This window comes from Flavobacterium petrolei (assembly GCF_003314435.2).
GTDB lineage: Bacteria > Bacteroidota > Bacteroidia > Flavobacteriales > Flavobacteriaceae > Flavobacterium > Flavobacterium petrolei.
Window position 1 is genome coordinate 481,720 of record NZ_QNVY02000002.1, and the last position, 22,350, is coordinate 504,069.

A 22,350-nucleotide genomic window follows, 5' to 3' on the forward strand; every position below is an offset into this window, starting at 1 on the left:
CACAATGCTCTCATAAATATTACCCCCTTAACATCATATTATCGATGAATTTAAGGGGTTTTATTTTTAACCAAAGTAAACATTTATTTTTAATTCAAAAAAACATTTGCAATTTCAACGTTAAATGATTTTATTTGAAAACGATAACAAAACTAATTCCTATATACTCCATGAAATCTTATTCAATTGAAGAAATAAACGATATTCTTAAGGGCGCTATCGTAGGAAGCATAACTCAAAAAATTACGGCTCCTGAACAATTAGAAATGGCCAGTACAACCGAAATTTCATTTATTGGAAACAAGAAATATGAAAAATTATGGGCTTCATCTAATGCTTCTGTTGCCGTTGTTAATGAAGACATATCTATAGAACCTGGCGAAAACAGAGCTTTTATAAAAGTAAAAAATGCTGATTTGGCGATGTCACAAGTATTAGAACTTTTTGCTCCTCCTACACCATTATTCAATATTGACATTCATCCAACTGCAATAATAGACGAAACAGCAACTATTTGCAATGGAGTCAAAATTGGTGCTGGATCTTATATTGGACCAAAAGTTGTCATTGGTGACAACACAACAATCTATCCTAACGTGACCATTCTAGATGAATGCACCATTGGAAAAAACACGGTTATCTGGTCAGGAACTGTAATCAGAGAACGTTGCCATATAGGAAACGACTGTATTTTACATCCCAATGCAACAATTGGAGCTGATGGCTTTGGTTTTCGTCCTGATCCACAAAGAGGTTTGGTAAAAATTCCACAAATTGGAAATGTAATTATAGGTAATAATGTAGAAATTGGCGCCAATACATGCGTTGATAGAGGGAAATTCAGTTCTACCATTTTAGGTGACGGTTGCAAAATTGATAATTTAGTCCAAATAGGTCATAACAGTAAATTAGGTAAGTTTTGTATTATGGCTGGAAACAGTGGACTGGCAGGATCCGTAACTTTAGGTAACGGCGTAATCATTGGTGGAAGCGCATCTATAAAAGACCATACCACTATTGGTGACGGAGCTATTGTAGGTGCCGGTTCAGGTGTTACAGGAGATATTCCAGCGGGAAAAACCATGTTAGGATATCCGGCTGTAGAAGCCCGAGATGCATTGAAACAATGGGCAATTTTGAAAAGACTCGTAAATGAATCTAAAAAATAATTACTAGCTTTTTTATTGAATTCACAAAAAAACAGAAGTTCGCTTCTGTTTTTTTGTTTTAATAGTAAACAAATATTCGATTTTCATTATTTACACTTTAAAATAATAAAATTTATTTAGTTGGATTTTGTATTTTAGCGCAAACTTTTTTAACATTATTTCATCATGGATTTGAACTTCAACAAAAACGAAGACCACAATAAACTTTTACTTTCCGCTTTGCGTCAAAAATTGAGCGTAGTTAAAATGGGAGGCGGTGAAAAACGCATCCAGAAATTACACGGAGAAGGCAAAATGACTGCACGCGAACGTATCGATTATTTATTGGATCCGAAGGCGAAATGTATAGAAATTGGAGCGTTTGTTGGTGAAGGAATGTATGCGGAACACGGCGGCTGTCCATCAGGAGGTGTTGTGGTAAAAATAGGGTACATTAGAGGGAAACAATGTATTGTTGTGGCTAATGACGCTACCGTGAAAGCAGGTGCCTGGTTTCCTATCACCGCAAAGAAAAACTTACGCGCGCAAGAAATTGCAATGGAAAATAGATTGCCAATCATTTATTTAGTGGATAGTGCAGGAGTTTACTTGCCATTGCAGGACGAAATTTTCCCTGATAAAGAACATTTCGGACGTATTTTTAGAAATAATGCCCTGATGAGCAGTATGGGAATAACTCAAATTTCTGCTGTAATGGGAAGTTGCGTTGCCGGAGGTGCTTATTTACCAATTATGAGCGACGAAGCCATGATTGTAGATAAAACGGGAAGTATTTTCTTAGCAGGAAGTTATTTAGTGAAAGCTGCTATTGGCGAAAGCATCGATAATGAAACATTGGGAGGAGCAACAACCCATTGTGAGATTTCGGGCGTTACGGATTACAAAGCCAAAGATGATAAAGATGCATTAGATAAAATTAAAAATATAGTCGACAAAATAGGTGATTTTGACAAAGCAGGTTTCAGCCGAATTAAAGCTGAAAAACCGGCTTTAGACGAAAATGAAATCTATGGCGTTTTGCCAAAAGCCAGAAATGAGCAGTACGACATGATGGAAATCATCAATCGTTTAGTTGATAATTCTGAATTTGAAGCCTACAAAGATGGTTACGGTCAAACCATTATTACCGGTTATGCCAGAATTGACGGTTGGGCAGTAGGAATTGTGGCTAATCAACGAAAAGTAGTGAAAACTAAAAATGGCGAAATGCAGTTTGGTGGTGTAATCTACTCTGATAGTGCGGATAAAGCCACGCGTTTCATTGCCAATTGCAACCAGAAAAAAATCCCTTTAGTGTTCATACAAGATGTAACCGGATTCATGGTTGGATCTAAATCTGAACATGGCGGAATCATAAAAGATGGTGCCAAAATGGTAAACGCCGTTTCAAATTCGGTTGTACCAAAGTTTACGGTAATCGTAGGAAATTCATACGGAGCAGGAAATTATGCTATGTGCGGCAAAGCGTATGACCCAAGATTAATTTTTGCCTGGCCAAGTGCTGAATTAGCCGTTATGGGCGGCACGCAGGCTGCAAAAGTATTGGCACAAATAGAAGCTTCATCGCTTAAAGCAAAAGGTGAAGTCGTAGATGAAATCAAAGAAAAAGAGTTGTTTGATAAAATAAAAGCGAGATATGACGAACAAGTTTCTCCTTATTATGCTGCATCACGTTTATGGACAGATGCGATTATCGATCCAAAAGACACCAGAACTTGGATATCAATGGGAATTGAAGCGGCAAACCACTCGCCAATTGAGAAAAAATTTAATTTAGGAGTTATTCAAGTTTAGTACTGATTTTCAAATACTTATACTAATGTTTTGTATATTTATGGCTGTTTTACTCCTGCTTTATAGCAGTTGTAAAATAGCCTCATTTGTTATACAATATTTAAAAAATCTTAACCTAATTCATTTTATTAATTTAAACTTGAATAAGAAATGAAAAAGATTTTGGTTTTACTATTTAGTATAATGCTACTAATAGGTCATTCAATTTGTGCACAAAACAACTTAGGCAATGCTGGTACTCAAAAAGAAAAGAAACCTATTTATTTTGAATCAGGACTCAATGCATCTTTGCCGGTTCATATCATGATGTATCGGACGCACCGACTAGCGATTGGTTTGAATGCGAGAGCTGGGAAATTGATTTCAAAGAAAATAGAGTTAGGACTCCGATTTGATTATGATTATCGGTTCATCCGAAAAAACACCCGAATTCTAACCCCAGAAAGTACACTGCCAGAAAGAGCCAGTCACAATAACTTTAGCCTCTTTAGTCTCAAACCCAATATTCAATTCAATATGAATTCGCATTGGTTTTGGGGTGCAGAAACGGGAGTGGGATATGTTTTATCTGATGAAGACAGAAAAATAGGAATGGGTTTTGTTTCAGAATATGCCAGTGATCAACAATTTGGTATATGTTCGGGATTGTATGTGGGTCGGTATTTCATAATTAGCCCTAATAAAAATAAATTTGGAGTTTCCATGAATTTAACCCAATTTCTGGCGCTTGGACATGCTGAAAATAGTTTAGGTTTGAAATTCAATTACCGATTTATAAACTGATTTTCATTAAAAAAAGTATCAAATTCAAAAGTGTCTTTTAGAAAAGATTATTTTTTAATTTGATACTTATACTAATTTATATACCCTCCAGTATTTCTTTTCTTTTGAGCTTACCATTTTCGGTTTCGGAAAATTTTGCTACATAAAATACTTCTTTTGGTTTTTCATATTTATCTAAACCATCAAAAATACTATCCTCTAAAGTTTGATCTTCACCTTCGATTACTAAAACTAATTTTTCGCCTAAATCAGCATCATGTATTCCAGTTACAAAAAATCTGGATTGAATCTTTGCAGACAATTTCTCCTCAATTTTCTCAGGGATTAATTTAATCCCACCGCTGTTGATTACATTATCTATTCTTCCTAAAAAAGCAAATTGATTCTCACCAACTAATTCCACTAAATCATTCGTAACAATAGATTCTTCTGAAATTTTAGGTGCATCAATCACCAGACAATTTCTGTCATCTTTGGCAATTTTTATGTTAGGTAAAACTGAAAATGCCTTCTCTCCTATTTTTTTAGCTGCAATATGCGTGATAGTTTCAGTCATACCGTAGGTTTCATACACCTGTGTTTTCAATTTAGAAAGTTCTTTTTCTAAACCATTGTTCATTTTTGCTCCGCCAATAATCATCTTCTTCACATTATTTAATACTGCTAAAGAGTTTTGGGCTTGCAAAGGAACCATAGCTGCAAAATCATATTTAGTGTCATTTTTCAACATTGGATGCGAACTTGGCGCCACAAAATCGATATCAAGACCAAGAATAAAGCTTCTAACAAACATCATCTTTCCGGCGATGTATTTCGTTGGCAAACAGTGTAATGCTCTATCGCCCGGTTGTAAATCAAAAAAATCACCTGTAGCAATCGCTGAATTGACCATTGCTTGTTTCTCAATTCGAATTATTTTGGGCGTTCCCGTAGTCCCGGATGTATTGAGTTCCAAGTAGGATTTATTGTCAAACCAATCAAGTATGAAGTCTCCAACAGACTTTTCATATTCATCACCTTCTTTGATAAAACTATACGCAACTCGACATAAATCATTTCGATTTAGGTGAAATCCGTTCAATTTAAACAGATTATGAACATTCTGATAAGTTATTGTATTGGTCATGAGCGAGTATTTTTTTAAATTATTTAATGCTTAAATCAACTATATATTGCCGCTTAATTTTTCTTTCCAGTTCGTCCAGTTGTATTTTTTACTAAAGATAAATAAAAGTATCGGGTAAATTATGACAACTGGTAAAATTACATCTAATCCTGCTGAAGGATCTGAAATATCTTTAAAAATAGAATGCGTTTGAAAAGCAGACCAATCCGAAGTGATTAACAATGCACCAACTAAATTATTAGCTGCATGAAAGCCTAAAGCCAATTCCATTCCCTCATCCATAAGCGTTATAATTCCCAGAAACAATCCAGTCCCAATGTAATAAACCAGAACAATTGGACCAATCTTAGTTACTTCTGGATTAAACCAATGCATGCCCCCAAAAATAAGCGAAGTCATAAGTAACGGAAACCATTTGTTTTTAGCAAGATTCGCAAATCCCTGCATCAAATAGCCTCTGAAAATATATTCTTCAGAACTGGTTTGAATAGGAATAAGTACTATCCCGATTATTGCCAAAATAGCAAATGGAACAGGTTTAAAGTTGATGACAAAATCACTTGGAGAATAATAATAAAACAACAATGTCGATAAAATAGTTATTGCTGCCCAAATCAAAAATGAAAACACGATTCGGTTCCAATCTACTTTCGCTCTTGAAGTGGTTACAGAAAGTACCGTTTGATGGTGCAAATAGCGGATGACCAAAATGATTCCAAGCATAATAAATACAAACGAAATCATGATTAAAAACAAAGTGAAATTAGGTTCAAAAAAACGCATGATTGCCTCATTGCTGGAAGGATATGGTTTTCCATTTACAAATGTCTCAAAAAGCAAAGCCATCAGGAGCGGCAACTGACCCAGAAATGAAGCGAAAATGATTATTAGAGAGCCCACAATATACTTCCAAAATTTATTTTCTGATTTAAAACCTTGTTCTATAAACATGTATTTTTAGTTTAATATTTTTACCTAATTAGTATAACAAATGTTATTTTTGCTAGACTTAATATACTTTTCAATCCTAACTTACTTTCATTAAAATATGATACAAATATACCATAATTCACGCTGTGGAAAATCAAGAAATTGTTTAGCACTTCTAGAAAATTCTAAAAAAGAATTCGAAGTTATTAATTATCTGACCAACCCGCCATCTTTTGAAGAATTATCCTCCATCCTTCAAAAACTGAACAAAAAACCTATTGAATTAGTTCGCCAAAAAGAAAAAATTTGGATTGAAATTTTTAGAGATAAAAAAATGAATTCGGAAGAAATCATCCAAGCAATGGTCGATAACCCAATTCTTATAGAAAGACCCATTGTTGTTATTGAGGAATCGGCGATTATAGGACGTGACTTAGAAAAAGTAGAATCGTTTATATTATGAAAATTCGCATATTTTAATTAACATTTATTTGTGATTTATAGTATTAAACCAAATCTTACTTTTGCAATCTAAATGCCATAACCTAAGTTTTTTTAAAATGAAAAAAATAAAATCCGTATTAATTCTTGTTCTCTTTTTAACAACCTTATTCAGTTTTGCCCAACAAGGTCCTGCTGTTCCAAAAATCAAAATTACCGGAAAGGTAGTAGAAAAAATAAGCAAGCAACCACTTGAATACGCAACAATTACTTTCTTAGTGCCTAATAATCCAAAACCAGTAGCCGGCGGAATTACTAACGCGACTGGAGAATTTGATATTGAAGTAAACCCCGGTATTTATGACATAAAAATCGAGTTTATATCATTTAAATTAAGCGAGTTTAAACTAAAAAATCTTCAAAAAACTACCAGTTTAGGTTTAATCAGTTTAGAGGAAGATGCTAATCAATTGAATGAGGTTATCATTCGTTCCGAAAAAACGACAGTTGAAATAAAATTAGATAAAAAAGTATATAATGTAGGTAGTGACCTCATGGTAAAAGGAGGAACTGTAAGTGATGTTTTAGACAACATTCCTTCTGTTGCTGTTGATGTTGAAGGAAACATAAGCCTTCGTGGAAATGAAAATGTAAGAGTTCTTATTGATGGCAGACCTTCAAATGCTATTAATATTGCTGAAGCATTGCGATTGATTCCTGCTGATGCGATTGAAAAAGTTGAAGTAATCACTAATCCATCGGCACGATATGATGCCGAAGGTGGTGGAGGATTATTGAATATTATATTAAAAAAGGGAAAAAACCAAGGTTTAAACGGAACAATCATTGCATCAGCAGGATATCCTGAAAATTATGGTTTAAGCGGAACCTTAAATTATAAATCCAAGAACTTCAATCTTTTTACAACACAGGGATACAATGACCGCAGTAATCCTGGAAATGCATTTACAGATTCAAGATATTTAAATGCTGATAATACAACTCGAAATTATGTAAATGAAACGAGAGAAAACGAAAGAGACAGCAAAGGTTACAATGGAAACTTTGGAATGGAATGGTATTTAAGTGAAAGCCTTTCTTGGACTAACACTTTCAACTACCGAAAAAGTAATGGTAACAATGTGGATAACGTTTTCCAAAATAATTATGATGCCGGTTTTAATTATGACTACACTCGTAACCGTATCAATTTAGAAAATAGCGACAGTGAAAACGTAGAATTTGCAACTAACTTTACTAAGAAATTTAAAAAAGACGGTCATAAATTAACAATTGACGGTTCGTTCTCTACAAATGATGATATTAATGACGCTTTAATTACAGACACAGCAACAAATACAAGTGTAGTAAAATTTGACAATACCATCAACAATCAAACTCAAAGCAGAAATTTACTTCAAATGGACTATGTTTTACCTTTTGGAAAAGGAAGTCAATTTGAAGCAGGTTACCGTGGTGATTTCTCGGAATTACTTACAGATTACAGAGTTGATAATGATGGCGTAATCAACGAAAATTTCACGAATACATTAGAATACAAAGAAAAAGTAAATGCACTTTACACGCAATACGGAGTGAAAATCAATAAACTTTCAGCCTTATTTGGATTGCGTTTTGAAGATTCCAATATTGAAATCAATCAATTAGCGACCAATGATTTCAATACTAAAAAGTACAATAACTTTTTTCCAAGTGCGTTTTTCACTTACGAAATCTCAGATAAAAGTAGCGCTTCTGTAAGTTACAGCCGAAGAATTCAAAGACCAAGAGGAAGAATGTTGAATCCGTTCAGCAACTTGTCAAGTAACATCAATATTTTTGTTGGAAATCCAGATTTAGATCCAGCGTTTTCAGATGCTATTGATTTTGGTTACATTAAAAGATGGGAGAAACTAACATTCAATACTTCATTATACGTTAATAAAACAACTGATGTATTCCAATTTGCAAGAAGAGAATCAGGTGATTTTGTAAACGGAATTCCTATTATTATTAGTTCTCCAATCAACTTGGCAACTGAATATAGAACAGGATTTGAATTCACATTAAACTATTCTCCTTTCAAATGGTGGAAATTAAACAGTAATTTCAATTTCTTCAGAAACGAAACTCAAGGAGATTTTACTTATACTGATTTTAACAATATTGAAATTGTACAAAATTTTGATAACATCGCAACTTCATGGTCTACAAGACTAACCTCAAAAATCACACTGCCTTACAAAATTGACTGGCAGACTAATGCAACGTATAACGGTCCTCAAAATAATGCTCAAGGAAGAAGCTTAGGAATTTTTGCTGCAAATATAGCATTTAGTAAAGATGTTCTAAAAGACAAAGGAACACTTTCATTCAACGTGAGTGATGTTTTCAATTCAAGAAAAAGAATGATGGAAGCTAACCTTCCGGGAATTGTTGATTCTTACAGCGAAATGCAATGGAGAGAGAGACAATTTAATTTATCGTTTACTTATCGTTTTAACAAACCTAAAAACGAAAGAGAACAACCTAAACGAAATCAAGGTGATAATGAAGGTGATTATCAAGGATAACAAAATTAAGGACTCATGAAAATGAGTCCTTTTTTTATAAGTCATTTTTTCTTTTCAGATAATCTAACCCTTTTAAAAAACCCATAACTTTTGAACTTTGTCCAATTTTTTGCTCTTTCCCGGTTTTTGGATTTGATACTTTAACATCCATAAATAGCAAAAAAAAACATTGATAAATAGAAATTTAAATCCAGAATTTAAGTAGAGAAGCAATAACATCAGTACTTCAAAATAAAACTAAATACCGGCGAAAAGATAGTAATCAATTTACAAAAGAACTTGAAGAGACAAATATTAAGATTGGCCAAAGCAAGAAATTTATTGGTTGCAAGAGATTTAGATCCAAATGATTATCGCAAGATAAAAGAGAAACAGGTGAACGAATAAAAAGACTTGGATCGATGCTAAATACAAAAAACAGTAAAGTCACCAATGTTGAACCTTTCTTAAATAAGGCTATAAACCAAATTTCACAACTTTTGACATTGTACGAAGAGGGATCTGCCACCACTAAAAGAAAGATAATTGGTTCAATATTTCCTGAAAAACCCACTTTTAAAATAATTAATTTCGAACCACTAGAATCAATGAAGGACTAAGACTTATGTTGTTACTATACAAGGATTTAGATATTAAAAAAAGTATAAATCAGGTTTCCCTGATTTATCCCAATATGTGAACCATAAGGTACAAAATTCGAACCTTTTACTAGAAGATTTGAAACTTTTAGTTGATTTTTTGAAATGCAAAGGTTCTAATTAATATTTTTAGTTTTGTAGTTATAGCTTTCTGTTCTAATTATTCTTTTGTAGTAACTTTTTTAACCTCTTTATTTTCTTTCATTTTATTTTGGATTATATTTTTCCACGGTTTCTTCTTAATCAGGATCAATAAATTTAATTTTTTTTTTCAAATACTTAAACAACAAGTTTGTTAATTTTGGTTATTCTTATTTAACTTTAGTAGCAGTTACAATATCTAATTTGTTCACAATGACTGGCATCAGATAGAAAAGTCATATTGTTAGTTCTTGCTAAAATCAGCAAAGCAAAGTATTATTTATAGTAAATTTAATATAAATAATATCTTTGATGTTACATTTAATCTGAATGTAACTTAGTAATGATAAAAGCCCCGTTTTGGTGCTTAAAGATATCTAAGCTTTGACTAAATATACTTAAAACCTATATTTAATTTGTAGCCATTTCTTTTTTTCGATTAAATTAAAACTTTCGGATAGCATTATTAAAATAAAAAACAACGTAGATTTAAAACTTATTTTTTAATTCCTTTTTTCAGCTTTTTAACCGAAGGACTTTCCAATAATCGTATTTGATCTATAACCAATTTTGCGATTGCTGTAACCCCTTTTACAGAAAGATGGGTATTGTCCTCTTTACCTTCGGGATAATATGGATGTTCACCCACTTTAAAATGCAAATGCAATTCTTTTGATTTTTCGGGACCGTACGATTCTTCTAATTGTTCTGTAAAATATTCCAAGTCAATAAAAGGTACTTTATATTGCTGGGCTACCAAACGGGTTTCGAGCGGATAATCGCCATGTGTACCAATTAATACACCTTGTTCGTTAAAATTTCGTCGGGCAATGGAAGAAAATAAAATTGGAACGGCACCTTTTTCTCTCGTTTCTTGAACAAAACGAATTAGATTATAGCGATAACTCGTATGAGGATTGGTATATCTGGTGGAATCTGCATTTTTTTGATCGTTATGCCCAAATTGTATGAAAACATAATCTCCGGGCTTCAACACTTTATAAACCGAATCCCATTTTTTTTCATTGATAAAACTGCGTGTACTGCGACCGTTGACTGCTCTGTTATCAATCACAACATCTGCACTAAAAAACTGCGATATCATTTGCATCCAGCCGCGTTCCGGATTTTCTTCCGGTTTGATTTTATTGGCCATCGTAGAATCGCCTATGCCGTAAATCGTTGTTTTTTGAGCTAAGCAGTTGAGCGAAATAAACAATAATAAGAAAAATGAGTGTTTCATAATCTTCTGTTTAATGTTTAACGGACTTACTTGCTGAAGTGGGAATTGTAGCCTTTTGACCAACTATAACATCATTCATGGTTACATTTTCCGTGTTCAGAATCGTCATTCCATTTTTTGCGGATTGTACTTCAATGGTGTCCAAATGTATGTTTCGTACTTTCTTTTGGGCAAATCCCTGAATAATAATCGCGGTTTCTCTAGCCTTTTTACAAAAAATATTGGACAAGAAAATATCGGATACATCCGATGGGAAATCACCTGAGCCTTCCCCCATATAATTCGCAGTGATATAAATACAATCCTCAACCTCATCCAATTGAATGTTTCTGACATAAATATTTTTGATAAATCCGCCTCTCTCGGCATTGGTTTTAAAATAAACTCCGCGTTTCAAATACCCAACAGTGTTGCAATTATCAATAAAAACATTTCGGATACCCGCTGACATTTCACTACCCATAACTACTCCGTGCAATCCTTTGAAATTGCAATTGCGAATCACGATGTTTTCACTCGGGGTTTTGCTGTTTGCTCTTCCTTCATGATCTCTGCCTGCTTTAATGGCAATATTATCATCCGCATTATCAAAATCAATATTTTCGATTAAAACATCTTTGGCATATTCCGTATCTATTCCGTCATTATTAGTGTTAAAAGCTTTATATCTTAATCCTCTGACGGTAATACTTTGTGATTTCAATAAATGAAGACACCAAAAAGGAGAATCCTCAATTTTTATATTCTCTACCAAAATATTTTTGCAATTAAAAAACTGAATTAATTGCGGTCTCAGAAAATGTTCCGGTCCAAATTTTCGGTCTTTCAAAGGCACATTTTTATGATTCATTTCTCGGGTTAATAGTTTGTCGGCTCCTTCTTTTGCCTTAAAACTATGCCAGACTTTACTTCCTTCTCCATCAATGGTTCCTTCTCCAGTTATAGCAATATCAGTACAGCCGTAGGCATAAATAAGCGGACTGTAATTGTAAATCATAGTTCCTTCCCAGCTCGTGAGTACCAGTGGTAAATAATGTTTAGGATTATCACTGAAGCGGATTTTAGCGTCTTTTTCAATTAAAAGCTTCACATTACTCACAAAGTGAATGGGTCCGTTTAGCGTATAAACGCCTTTAGGAACTACGATTGTACCTCCATTATTCTTTTTGCAAAGTGCCATCGCTTTATCAAAAGCGGGTTTCGCATCACTAATGGAATCTCCTTTTGCTCCTAATTCAGTAACTACAATTTTAAAGGATGGGATTTGAGGCAATTGAATCCGCTTTAGGATTAAATCAACGCTGTCCGATGGAAAACTGTTGTTTTGGGCAAAACAATTTAACGAAACCAGCAATAAAAGGAGAAGTTTATATTTCATGATTTTTAATCTTGATTTGAAAAAAAGTTGTTTAATACTTTATTTTTGATTCCAACAAACCTGCTTTTATCGCATTGGAAAAATCCGAACCCAAACAGTTTTCCAGCGAATATTTCTTCGCTTCTGATTTCCGTAATTGATGCGACCAAGTCACTCTGCTTTTGGGAAGAAATCCATCACCAGTGCAATTGTATTCGGCATAAAGTACCGTTTTTTCAGCTTCTGGTTTGGACCAGTTGTGCCATCCTTCCGGTTTGATGTGTTTTCCCATTTCACAATTTAAAAAAACTGTTTTAGCATGAATGCGCCAAGGGCGTCCGAGATAAACAGCCGTAACTTCTGGAGCAGCAGTCAATTTACAGTTTTTAAAAATAAATCCATAAGCAACGTCTTCAGGAGTAGCAGCTGCCGTTATATAGGAATCTTTCAAACTATTCAAGGTGCAATTTTCAAATAAAACAGTTGCTTTTCCAAAAATAAAATCCGTGGTTCCTTCGATATAACAGTCTTTCACATACTGTTTGTTTCCATTTCCTGTTGCGTACAAAGTATCCTGATTGCCTAAAATAATACAATTTGAAATTAATACTTTGTTGGCATTTAAAGTCAAAGCTACCGCCTGCCCCACTTCACCGGAGGAATTTTGTATGGTTAAATTTTGAGCCACAAAACCTTCCCCTTCCACTAACATCGTGTAGGTATAAAAAGTACTGTTTTTACCTAAATTAATCTTGTTGAAATAATCATCGTAGGTAATTATCGTCTGCTCTTTACTTTCTCCAATCAAAGAAATGTTAGTATTCCACTCGTGAATTTTTACTTTCTCGTAGTAAATTCCGTTTTTTATAAAAATAGTTTTCCTTTGATACGGAAATGAATTCGAATCGTTTATTGCTTCTTGAATCGAACTGTAATCACCGCTTCCGTCCTTTGCAACGACACTGTACCATTCGTTTTTTGAAGATTTAGTGTTTTTTATACTAGATTTGTCAAGCGAAACCATGTATGTTTTTTTCCAAAGCGGATACTTTTTCAAAACCTCCTTTGGTTCATTGGTGTACCACGCATAACCATTCCTGCGCTCTGAACCAATTTCTGCTAAAGATCCTTTTTTGACACCATCGCGATCACAGAAAAAAGGAGTATTAGTATCCAATTCCATAAAACGAGCCCATAAAGGAGCTGCATTTAGATCTTTCATCATCACTTTGTCGAAGACTTTAGTATTCCCAACCCTCTGACGCTCTTCTTTAATTCCTGTTATTTTTGTTTTTTCGAACCAAACCACTGCGCTATTTATCGCAGTAATTATTTCCTTGTATGGATTTTCAATAGCCATCAAAAGCAGTACTATTTTAGCCGATTCTTTTCCGCTTAATGATGGTAATTCGTAAGCCCGAGCTTTAGCAGGAAGCAAGGTAAACTCATCATGCTGGGCGCACCACGCCGTTAATTGTCCGTTTTGTTTGTATTGCGTTTTTAGAATACAATCAATTCCTTTATCAAAAGCTTTCTGTAGTCTCAAAAGCGTTTCTTGCGATGGTTTTATGGAATAATAATCCGTTCCGTCTATTAGATTTTTTAAAATTTCCAAAATATTCACTATCGAATCATCATTAAACGTAATGTGCGAATAATATCCTTTTTTTAACGGATAAAACTGTGGCCATCCGCCATTTTCATATTGAGCGGCCAGCAAATAATCTAAACCATTTAAGAATGCTTTTTTATATTTTTCATTGGGAACTTGTGCATATATTTTAGACAAAAAAAGCATTTCCATGCAAGTCGCACCATTATCAGTAGTCGAATCCATCGGATCCGTTTTAAGCGCTTCCAGATTTTGTTTTTCTTCCTCTGAAAGTATTTTCTGCATTTGAATGTTTTTTGGCCATCCGCCAATGTTGCGTTGGTAAAGCAACACATTTTCGGCAATCTCTCGCGCTTCCGTGGAACTGAACCAAGCTTTGTCATCTATGGCAACAATATCTTTCCAGTTTTTATTCAATATTTGTGATTGAAGACCTGAACCTGCAGTGCAAACAAATACGAACGCAATTATTATTTTTTGAAAACAACTCATTTTTTAAACTATTAGGAAAACAATTGCACTTTAAAAATTCAAGTTTATTTATTCAACTCTAAAGCCGCTAAAATAAAAGGTCCGGTAGCTTTTGGGTCGTTGTCTTTTTTTCTTTCGTTTACATAATATTCAAAAGAGCCATCACGATATGGATTACCTCCTAAACCTGCTACGGCGCATGCTTGTGTAATAGTAACTTCACCATTTTGACCAACCTTAATTAAGTGCTTTGTCATACCTGAAAATGCTTTTTTAGCCGCAGTTTTGAATTTCTTATGCAAATACCCTTTGTTCACCCCTTTTGCAAAAGCATATGTGAACATTGCAGTTCCTGAAGCTTCTAGATAGTTTCCGCCTACAGCACCTTTGTCTGTAACTTGATACCAAAGTCCCGATTTATCCTGAAACTTCACTAAAGTATTGGCTAATTGATTCAAGTAACTCACCAATTCTTTTTGCTTGGGATGGTCTTTTGGAAAATAATCCAATACATCTACAAGAGCCATTGCATACCAACCCAAAGAACGCGACCAAAAATTAGGGGAAGTTCCGGTTGTTTTGTTTGCCCAAGGCATTTGTTTGCTCTCATCCCAACCATGATAAAACAATCCAGTCTTTGAATCTCGAGCGTTTTTTTGAATCAATTCAAATTGTTTGGCAACATCAAACAAGTTCTTTCCGTCTTCGAAGGTTACGGTGAATTGCGCATAAAAAGGTTCCCCCATGTATAAGCCATCCAGCCACATCTGGTTTGGATAGATTTTCTTGTGCCAGAAACCGCCACTGGCTGTTCTAGGTTGCTCTTCAATTTGTTTTCGTAGTGTTTGAAGTGCTTTTAAATATTTGGCCTCTTTGGTAGTTGCATACAAATCAAATAATAAGCGACCGGCAACAACCATATCTATGTTGTAAGTATCTAATTTATAAGTATCAATCGTACCATCTTGTTGAACCAATTTATCAACGTATGTTTTACTATACGCACTGTATTTTTGGTTTGGATGCTTTTTGTTCAATTCATCAAAAGAGGTTAACACTAAACCATGCACATAATCCCATTTTGGGGTAATGGCATCATCTATCATATAGGATTCTTTGTGTTGCATCATGATTGACAAAGCCATTCGCTCCGACCATTTTAATTTTTTTGAAATGGTTTGGTCCTTTTGTGCGTTCATTTGCAATGAAACAAAAGCGATTAAAAGGACTGCTATTAGTGGTTTTAAAATGTTGTTTTTCATAGTAAGATTGTAATAGTAAAGGATTACATTTTTCTTTTTTTATTCAAAAGGGCTAATTTTTCATCTAAGTATTTCACGAAATTTTCCTTGGATTTAATCCCGTTTACCTCTTGTTCCCATGCACCTAAAAAATAAAAAGAAGTAGGTTTTGTTGTTGGTTTAAAAATCAAAAGATGATCAAATTCAGCATCCACTTCAGACTCTATGGTTTTAATTTCATAGAAAATAGCCATCCCCAATTTATCTGGCACCAAAGTCTGTGCGCCATAAGTAGCTAGGTATGCCCATTTTTTGTTTCGGCTTACTTTTTTGAGTACTTCGGTGTTTTTTTGTTTTACAATTCCGGTACAAATTCCAGCAATTGCTTGTGAGGCTTGAATAGTGTGTTTAGTATAACGCTGATCAGGATTAATAGTCAATTCTGAAGTGAAATCAATTTTATCCGAAGCTGATTTCCATCCGTAGTAATTGATTTTCACACCGGAAGATTTCGCTTTGTTTTCTACTTTGGCAATAGTCGAATCCACTTCATAAAAGTGTAGTCTTTCTTTATTTAAATACCTATCGATGGAACCAATTCCGATTCCTTTTCCAGCTTTTAAAATATCCGAACCCCAATCGCTCATTTCGTGGTAGGAATCAAAACCATCCTGACCAACTTGCGGAAGAATGATCGCTTCGGTTTTTTTTCCAAAAATATCAATAGCATTTCTCCAGTCCAGATACAATCGGTATCCAATTTTGTTGCTTTCCCAACCCGGACCTTCATAGCGAATATCAAACGAATGATCTGTATGTTCCGGAGCTAATTGGAGTTTTTCAACATTTTTGAAAGTCCCACCAATGTATTTTCTACCTTCCCATTTGCCCCCTTCCTTTACAGAGATTTCAGCATAGGTTTTTGCATCATTCTTTTTTTGGGCTTGACTATTTAATACTCCAAGCAACGTAAGGCAAGCTATTATTTTTACTGTTTTCATCTTTTTTATTTTAAAATTCTATCTAAAAAATCAGTTGTATCTGTTACAATTTTTTCGAACCAGGGATGGAAAAACCAAAAGGAATGTGGTGCATTTGGTAATTCTTTAGTTTCATTATAAATTCTATTTTGCTTCAAAATAGCAATCATATCCTCTCGTCCTGCATGAAAACGCACCATATCACTGTTTATAAATAATACGGGCGGAGTATTTTTGTCCGTATGTGTCAAGGCTGAAGCGTGCTTCCAAATGTCCGGTTTTTCTTCAAAAGTTCCGCCGAACCATTCACCGGCAACTTTCCCTTCTTGAGATTCCGGATGTTTAAAAGCCAGAATACCATCCATATCTATAATGGCTTGCACATTTGCGTTTTGGTTAAAATCACTTTTTTGATCTTCAAATTCTAGATTATCATTTGTCGTCCCAATCAAAGCCGCCATTTGTCCGCCTGAAGAACAACCTAACACAGCAAATCTACTTGGATCTGCATTAAAATTTTTAGCATTCTCTTTAATGTACTTAATGGCTTCTTTTACATCAAATATTGCTGCTGGATATGCTGCTTCCGGAGATAATCTATATTCAACAGCAAAACAAGAATATCCTCTTGAAGCGATTTCTTGTGCTAAAATTTTCATCTGTGATTTATTCCCTGATTTCCATCCGCCACCATGAATTAATACTACCGCTGGTTTTAATGAATTCCCTTTTTTAAAATAGGCATCTAAATGCAGTTCCCTTGTCTCCGTTTTTTTATAAACCAATTCCTGTATCTGATTCACACTTTCATATTCTTGTTCCTGAACGATTTCAATAAAGGGAAACTTGATTTTGTCTTTATTAAAAGTGCTTTGAACCGTATAAGAAGTATCTCTATTAGAGTGAATCTGTGAATGAAGCAAATTTGTAAATAAAATCAAAATGAGACAGCAAGGTTTTATCATTTTATTTAAAATAACGGATTTAATGTATTCCTTATGAAAAAAGGAGCTTGATAAACCAATCAAGCCCCTTTTTTAACAAACTCAAAAAATTCAACCAAAAACTAATTTTATTATTTAGTACGCAGGATTCTGTGGGTAACTTTTATTTTGATTCAAATCTAATGCTTCCTGTGGAATTGGTCTTAAGATTTTCTTCTCTCCATTAGCTCCGTCAAAGTTCGAAGCTTTGATTTTTGGATTGTATAAAGAAGCTCTTTCAATCAATTTTCCAGTACGTTTCAAATCGAACCAGCGGTTATATTCTCCAATCATTTCTCTTGCTCTTTCATCTAAAATATAATCAATATTGAACTGCCCACTTGTAGCAGCTATAACACCAGCTCTCCTTCTTACTTCGTTAAGCCTTGCCAATCCAGTTGTCGGATTGGTGCGCAAATAAGCTTCGGCAGCAATCAAATAGGTATCCGCTAATCTTGAAACTACAAAATCACGTGTACTTGTTCTAGGACTTGATGCGCTAGTGGCAAAAGGTGCTTTTGGATCATCGAATTTACGAACAGGTATGGTTTGATAATCATTACTGAAAGTAACCGAAGTACCGTAAGAACCATATAAATGTATTGTTGCTTTAGGATTTGCCAATTTATAAGCTGCTAGTTCAGCATCTGTCATCCATTTTGGCACATAAAAATGTGCTACTGTTAAACCTGTTTTATCTGCTTTTGTATAAAAATCATAATAGGTCGCATACGCTTGCGTCATAAACGTTCCTTCCCATCTTTTATCTCCTTTTTCATAAAGTCCTATAGCGAAATCCGTTGGTAATAAAGTATAAGATCGGTAAGGTGCTTTCGTAGCCACTTCTGAACCTCCTAAATAAGAACTGAAATAACTGGCTTGACCATTACCCGTGGTTTGTGGATTAGAACTATTAGAACCAGCGCTGAACTGAACTGAGAATATAGTTTCCTTATTAATATCTATAGCAGTAGTAGACGGAAACCATAAATCATTATAATTAAGCGTTAATGTTTCTCCTGCAATGGCCTCATCTGCATATTTAGCCGCAGTTGTAAAATCACTGGCTGCTCCAAAAGTTTCATATCCTCTTGTCAAATGAACTTTTGCTAATAAATCTTGTGCAGCTCTTTTAGTAACGCGACCTGTAAAGGCACCTGCTGGTAATAAAGAAAGTGATTCTTCTAATTCTTTAATAATAAAAGTATAGACTTCTTCAGCGGTATTTCTTTCAAAAGAAAGTACTGGAGAAGCATGATACTCCGTATCTAAACTTACACCGCCATAGGTTTGCACCAATAAGAAATAAGCATTTGCTCTTAAATATTTTACTTCTCCGATACGATTTGTTAATGTGGTCGTTTTTTCGGTTAATGTACTATAATACAATGCCGTATTAGCTCTCTGAATAGCTTTATAACACTCTCTGTATAAGTAATCAACATTTGGAGATGCTGGAGTTAGTTGTGTGTATTGACTCAATTCTATCGGTTCTCTATTTCTCCCTTCGGAATATAAATCAGTACCTGCAACAAATAACCATGGTTCACCACCATAAATATCTTTTAATTGTGCATAATTTGCATTAATTAAAGACTCAAATCCGGATGCTTTAAGATATTCATTCGTTTCTGCATTAGATCTATTATCTTCTTCTATGAAATCGCTACAAGAACTTAGTGTTAATAAAGCTATTGACAGACTTACTATTATTTTTTTCATTTTGATTTTGTTTTAAAATTTAATACTCATTCCCATTTGATAAGTAATCGATGCTACACGTCCTACACCGAATCCTGCGGCAGCCCATTCTGGATCATAACCGTCATAACGAGTAAATACAAACGGGTTCAGAACATTTACATAAAAACGCAAATACTTCATTTTAAATTTCTCTATGATATTTTTATCAAAAGTATACCCTAGAGTAATATTTTTAATTTTCACAAATGAGTTGTCTCTGTAGTATCCTACACCATTAGAATTCCAATACGTCCCTTCGTTTTGAGCCATTGGATATTGGTTTGAAGCTTGAGCTGGCAAACCAGCATCATTAGCGGGAATATACCAATTAATATCTGATTTTTGACGACCTCTATCACTTGTATTAGTAAAGTTAGCATGAAATGCACTGTATACGTAACCACCTTGACTAGTAATTGCTGAAGCTGCTAAATCAAAATTACCCACTGTTAATTTCGTAGAAATACTTCCTGTCCAATCTGGATTTCCCTGCCCTAAAATTTGTCTATCCGCAGAGGTGATTTTTCCATCTCCGTTCAAGTCTTCCACTCTGGCTTGTCCTTCCGTTTGTCCAAAAGATGCAGCTTCCGCTTTTTGATCAGCTTGCCAGATTCCAGTGAATTTATAATTGTAAATCGCATCGATTGATTCACCAATAAATAAATTATTCCCTACATCATCAGACACATCGTCGTAAATAGATTCAATTTTGTTTTTGTTTGCAGAAAAGATGAAAGTCGTTTCCCATTTTACAAAATCAGTATTGATATTTTTTGTGGTTACAAGTACTTCAACCCCTTTGTTACTTACTGAACCAATATTATTAGTATAGGTAGCGAATCCATTTTCTACCACTAATTTTTGTTTCAACAATAAATCTGTAGAAAGTCTGTCATAAACATCTAAACTACCTGTAATTCTGTTATTGACGAATCCAAAATCTAATCCTACATTAAATTCTCTTGTTTTTTCCCAACCTAACTCTTTATTAGCCGGAGAACCTTGCAACCATCCATTTGCAGTAGTATTATTAAAATCATAATACGTTTGTTGATCTAATTTGTTTATCGTTGAATATTCGGCAACTTTATTGTTACCTGTAAATCCATAACTAATTCTGGCTTTTAAGTCTGAAACTGCTTTTTGGTTTTTCATAAAACCTTCATCACTTAATCTCCAAGCTAGAGCTGCTGATGGAAATGATCCCCATTTGTTATTTTCAGCGAATTTTGAAGACCCATCCCATCTGTCAGATAGGGTCAATAAATAACGCCCTTTGAAGTTATAATTCAAACGCAAAGCATACGAAAGCAATGTGCTTTTCACAAAACTAGAACCCATTAAAAAAGTGGATTGTTTTCCTGAACCCAAATTATTATAGGAAAGATCGAATGGCTGATCCGTGGAACTGGCAGATACTCCTTCTGTCTTATCATAATACATACTTTGTAGTCCTAATAAAGTAAAGGAATGATCTTTATTCAAATCATAATTAATAGTAAACTGATTGTCAAAAGTAGAATTAAAATTCTCTTCTTCGTAAATAGAAGCCGAAGGTAAATTTCTATTAGCTACACCTGTATTAGTCAAAGCTCCCCAAGATTTTCCGTTTTTAAATTGATCATATCCAACTGCGTATGATGATCTTAAGGTAAGCCAAGTGATTGGTTTATATTCCACAAATAAATTCCCTACACCATTCCATCTGTTGATTGAATTAGTGCTATTAGCAATTTCTAACAACGGATTGTACGTACTTGTTTTATTAATCAAAAAAGCGCCTGTTGCATCTGTCAATTTCCCTGGTAATGGAAATAAATTTCCATTTAAATCGTATGGCGTGTAAAACGGACTTAATCTAAAAGCTTCTTGCATTGCTAAAGCACTTCCTAATTCTTGTTCAGTTTTAGCAAGCGTTAAATTAGTTCCAACAGTAAATTTATCATTTACTTTATGAGTCAAGCCTACTTTAAAACTGTATTTATCTAATGATTCGTTGTCTACGTTTCCAGTTTCACCTTGAACACCTATAGCTAAATTATAAGACAATCCATTGTCACTACGACCTGCAATTGACAAATAATTATTTTTTTGAATACCGGATTTTAATACAGCATCATACCAATCAAATGTATCGTTATTTGCTACTCTGGTTCCTAACAATGTGTTTTGAGTTCCAAGTACAGTCGCATCTAAAATAGATGCAGTAACTGTTCCGGTAATAGGATCTTTTTTCGCCGTTGGTAAATAGGCTGCTTGATGATACAACCACCATTTTTGACCATCCATCATTCTAGGTAATCGAGCCACTTCTTTTCCTCCAATATAAGAATCAAAAGAAACCGACATGCTTGATTTTACAGTACTCCCTCCTTTTGTTGTTACAATCACGACACCATTTGTACCACGTGATCCATAAATTGCTGTAGATGAGGCATCTTTCAAAATGTCAATTCGGGCAATATCTTGCGGATTTAAAAAGTCAATCCCATCAGTAGGCACTCCATCAACCACAAATAAAGGTGAAGCTTCGCCGCTCATTGTACTTTTTCCTCTAATTGAAATAGTAAAAGGATCCCCGATACGACCCGTTGAAGCATTAATTTGAACTCCGGCAACATTCCCTTGGATTCCTTCTAATGCGTTAGTTGTACTTCTTTCTGTAATTGTTTTAGCATCTAATGTACTTACAGAACCTGTCAAATCCGTTTTTTTAACTGATCCATAACCTACAACTACAACTTCCTGTAAAGTTTGAGACTGCTCAAGAAGTGCTACTTTTATGTTATTTTTACCTGCAACATTAATTTCTTGTGTCTCAAAGCCTATAAAACTAATCTGTAAAATAGCTTTGGCATTTGATAGTTTCAAAGTAAAATTTCCATCAATATCTGTTACCGCATTGTTTTGAGTTCCTTTTTCAATAACATTTACTCCGGGTAAAGTTAAACCTGCGGCATCAGTGATTATACCGCTAATTGTTGAAGTCTGCTGAGCCTTCATTTCCTGACCCGTGAACAGGCTCATTAAAAAGAAAAAGGCAAAGCAGCATATTGAGCCTTTTTTAAATAAATGTCTGAAATTCATAATTTAATTATTTGGTTAGTTAGTATATAGATAATAGT

Annotated in this window: 16 protein-coding genes; 6 read left to right on the top strand and 10 right to left on the bottom strand. The window is 34.3% G+C overall.

Going from position 1 to position 22,350, the window contains the following annotated elements; all coding sequences use genetic code 11:
• The first annotated feature begins 170 nt into the window (after positions 1-170).
• The 3 genes from lpxD (at position 171) to DR871_RS08620 (ending at position 3,746) form a co-directional block, all read left to right on the top strand.
• The gene (gene lpxD / locus DR871_RS08610; protein WP_113665665.1) at positions 171-1,169 is read left to right on the top strand and encodes a UDP-3-O-(3-hydroxymyristoyl)glucosamine N-acyltransferase; all 999 of its coding nucleotides are present in this window, start codon (positions 171-173) and stop codon (positions 1,167-1,169) included.
• A gap of 165 nt (positions 1,170-1,334) precedes the next feature.
• Entirely contained in the window at positions 1,335-2,963 is a 1,629-nt protein-coding gene (locus DR871_RS08615; RefSeq protein WP_113665664.1) for an acyl-CoA carboxylase subunit beta, read from the top strand.
• A 150-nt stretch (positions 2,964-3,113) separates the two neighbouring features.
• A complete protein-coding gene (locus DR871_RS08620) occupies positions 3,114-3,746 on the top strand; it encodes a hypothetical protein (RefSeq protein ID WP_129752535.1) in 633 nt (210 codons plus the stop codon).
• A gap of 76 nt (positions 3,747-3,822) precedes the next feature.
• Here the strand turns inward: DR871_RS08620 and DR871_RS08625 are convergent, their stop codons facing one another.
• Both DR871_RS08625 and DR871_RS08630 read right to left on the bottom strand, forming a co-directional pair.
• The gene (locus DR871_RS08625; RefSeq protein WP_113665662.1) at positions 3,823-4,872 is read right to left on the bottom strand and encodes an AMP-binding protein; all 1,050 of its coding nucleotides are present in this window, start codon (positions 4,870-4,872) and stop codon (positions 3,823-3,825) included.
• Between the two features lie 39 nt (positions 4,873-4,911).
• On the bottom strand, positions 4,912-5,823 hold the full coding sequence (locus tag DR871_RS08630; protein WP_113665661.1) for a CPBP family intramembrane glutamic endopeptidase: 912 nt from the start codon (positions 5,821-5,823) through the stop codon (positions 4,912-4,914).
• 97 nt (positions 5,824-5,920) lie between these two features.
• Here DR871_RS08630 and arsC point away from each other — a divergent pair, with 97 nt between their 5' ends.
• The 3 genes from arsC to DR871_RS08645 all read left to right on the top strand — a co-directional run bounded on the left by arsC (position 5,921) and on the right by DR871_RS08645 (position 9,415).
• Positions 5,921-6,265, top strand: a complete 345-nt coding sequence (arsC, locus tag DR871_RS08635) for an arsenate reductase (glutaredoxin) (protein WP_113665660.1) — start codon at positions 5,921-5,923, stop codon at positions 6,263-6,265.
• A gap of 97 nt (positions 6,266-6,362) precedes the next feature.
• A complete protein-coding gene (locus DR871_RS08640) occupies positions 6,363-8,816 on the top strand; it encodes a TonB-dependent receptor domain-containing protein (protein WP_113665659.1) in 2,454 nt (817 codons plus the stop codon).
• A 401-nt stretch (positions 8,817-9,217) separates the two neighbouring features.
• Entirely contained in the window at positions 9,218-9,415 is a 198-nt protein-coding gene (locus tag DR871_RS08645; protein WP_113665658.1) for a hypothetical protein, read from the top strand.
• 676 nt (positions 9,416-10,091) lie between these two features.
• On the opposite strand, the gene DR871_RS08650 is transcribed toward DR871_RS08645, so the two are convergent.
• From DR871_RS08650 to DR871_RS08685, 8 genes are all read right to left on the bottom strand, one after another.
• Complete coding sequence (locus tag DR871_RS08650) at positions 10,092-10,838, bottom strand: rhamnogalacturonan acetylesterase (protein ID WP_113665657.1); 747 nt, start codon at positions 10,836-10,838, stop codon at positions 10,092-10,094.
• Between the two features lie 10 nt (positions 10,839-10,848).
• A complete protein-coding gene (locus DR871_RS08655) occupies positions 10,849-12,216 on the bottom strand; it encodes a glycoside hydrolase family 28 protein (RefSeq protein WP_113665656.1) in 1,368 nt (455 codons plus the stop codon).
• Between the two features lie 31 nt (positions 12,217-12,247).
• On the bottom strand, positions 12,248-14,299 hold the full coding sequence (gene pelA / locus DR871_RS08660) for a pectate lyase (RefSeq protein ID WP_113665655.1): 2,052 nt from the start codon (positions 14,297-14,299) through the stop codon (positions 12,248-12,250).
• A gap of 44 nt (positions 14,300-14,343) precedes the next feature.
• Positions 14,344-15,540, bottom strand: a complete 1,197-nt coding sequence (locus DR871_RS08665; protein ID WP_113665654.1) for a glycoside hydrolase family 88/105 protein — start codon at positions 15,538-15,540, stop codon at positions 14,344-14,346.
• Positions 15,541-15,563: 23 nt separating this feature from the next.
• Positions 15,564-16,520 (bottom strand): DUF4861 family protein, encoded by a 957-nt coding sequence (locus DR871_RS08670; protein WP_113665653.1) that lies wholly within the window; start codon positions 16,518-16,520, stop codon positions 15,564-15,566.
• A 5-nt stretch (positions 16,521-16,525) separates the two neighbouring features.
• Positions 16,526-17,422, bottom strand: coding sequence for an alpha/beta hydrolase (locus DR871_RS08675; RefSeq protein ID WP_242497090.1), 897 nt, complete (start codon positions 17,420-17,422; stop codon positions 16,526-16,528).
• Between the two features lie 156 nt (positions 17,423-17,578).
• Positions 17,579-19,204 carry a RagB/SusD family nutrient uptake outer membrane protein gene (locus tag DR871_RS08680; RefSeq protein ID WP_113665652.1) on the bottom strand — a complete coding sequence of 542 codons (1,626 nt, stop codon included), beginning with the start codon at positions 19,202-19,204 and terminating at the stop codon, positions 17,579-17,581.
• Between the two features lie 12 nt (positions 19,205-19,216).
• On the bottom strand, positions 19,217-22,312 hold the full coding sequence (locus DR871_RS08685; protein WP_113665651.1) for a SusC/RagA family TonB-linked outer membrane protein: 3,096 nt from the start codon (positions 22,310-22,312) through the stop codon (positions 19,217-19,219).
• Positions 22,313-22,350: the final 38 nt, after the last annotated feature.

Excerpts from the sequence above, each read along its gene's own strand:
- lpxD (WP_113665665.1), top strand. The coding sequence starts at position 171 with ATGAAATCTTATTCAATTGAAGAAATAAACGATATTCTTAAGGGCGCT.
- DR871_RS08615 (WP_113665664.1), top strand. The coding sequence starts at position 1,335 with ATGGATTTGAACTTCAACAAAAACGAAGACCACAATAAACTTTTACTT.
- DR871_RS08620 (WP_129752535.1), top strand. The coding sequence starts at position 3,114 with ATGAAAAAGATTTTGGTTTTACTATTTAGTATAATGCTACTAATAGGT.
- DR871_RS08625 (WP_113665662.1), bottom strand. The coding sequence starts at position 4,872 with ATGACCAATACAATAACTTATCAGAATGTTCATAATCTGTTTAAATTG.
- DR871_RS08630 (WP_113665661.1), bottom strand. The coding sequence starts at position 5,823 with ATGTTTATAGAACAAGGTTTTAAATCAGAAAATAAATTTTGGAAGTAT.
- arsC (WP_113665660.1), top strand. The coding sequence starts at position 5,921 with ATGATACAAATATACCATAATTCACGCTGTGGAAAATCAAGAAATTGT.
- DR871_RS08640 (WP_113665659.1), top strand. The coding sequence starts at position 6,363 with ATGAAAAAAATAAAATCCGTATTAATTCTTGTTCTCTTTTTAACAACC.
- DR871_RS08645 (WP_113665658.1), top strand. The coding sequence starts at position 9,218 with ATGCTAAATACAAAAAACAGTAAAGTCACCAATGTTGAACCTTTCTTA.
- DR871_RS08650 (WP_113665657.1), bottom strand. The coding sequence starts at position 10,838 with ATGAAACACTCATTTTTCTTATTATTGTTTATTTCGCTCAACTGCTTA.
- DR871_RS08655 (WP_113665656.1), bottom strand. The coding sequence starts at position 12,216 with ATGAAATATAAACTTCTCCTTTTATTGCTGGTTTCGTTAAATTGTTTT.
- pelA (WP_113665655.1), bottom strand. The coding sequence starts at position 14,299 with ATGAGTTGTTTTCAAAAAATAATAATTGCGTTCGTATTTGTTTGCACT.
- DR871_RS08665 (WP_113665654.1), bottom strand. The coding sequence starts at position 15,540 with ATGAAAAACAACATTTTAAAACCACTAATAGCAGTCCTTTTAATCGCT.
- DR871_RS08670 (WP_113665653.1), bottom strand. The coding sequence starts at position 16,520 with ATGAAAACAGTAAAAATAATAGCTTGCCTTACGTTGCTTGGAGTATTA.
- DR871_RS08680 (WP_113665652.1), bottom strand. The coding sequence starts at position 19,204 with ATGAAAAAAATAATAGTAAGTCTGTCAATAGCTTTATTAACACTAAGT.
- DR871_RS08685 (WP_113665651.1), bottom strand. The coding sequence starts at position 22,312 with ATGAATTTCAGACATTTATTTAAAAAAGGCTCAATATGCTGCTTTGCC.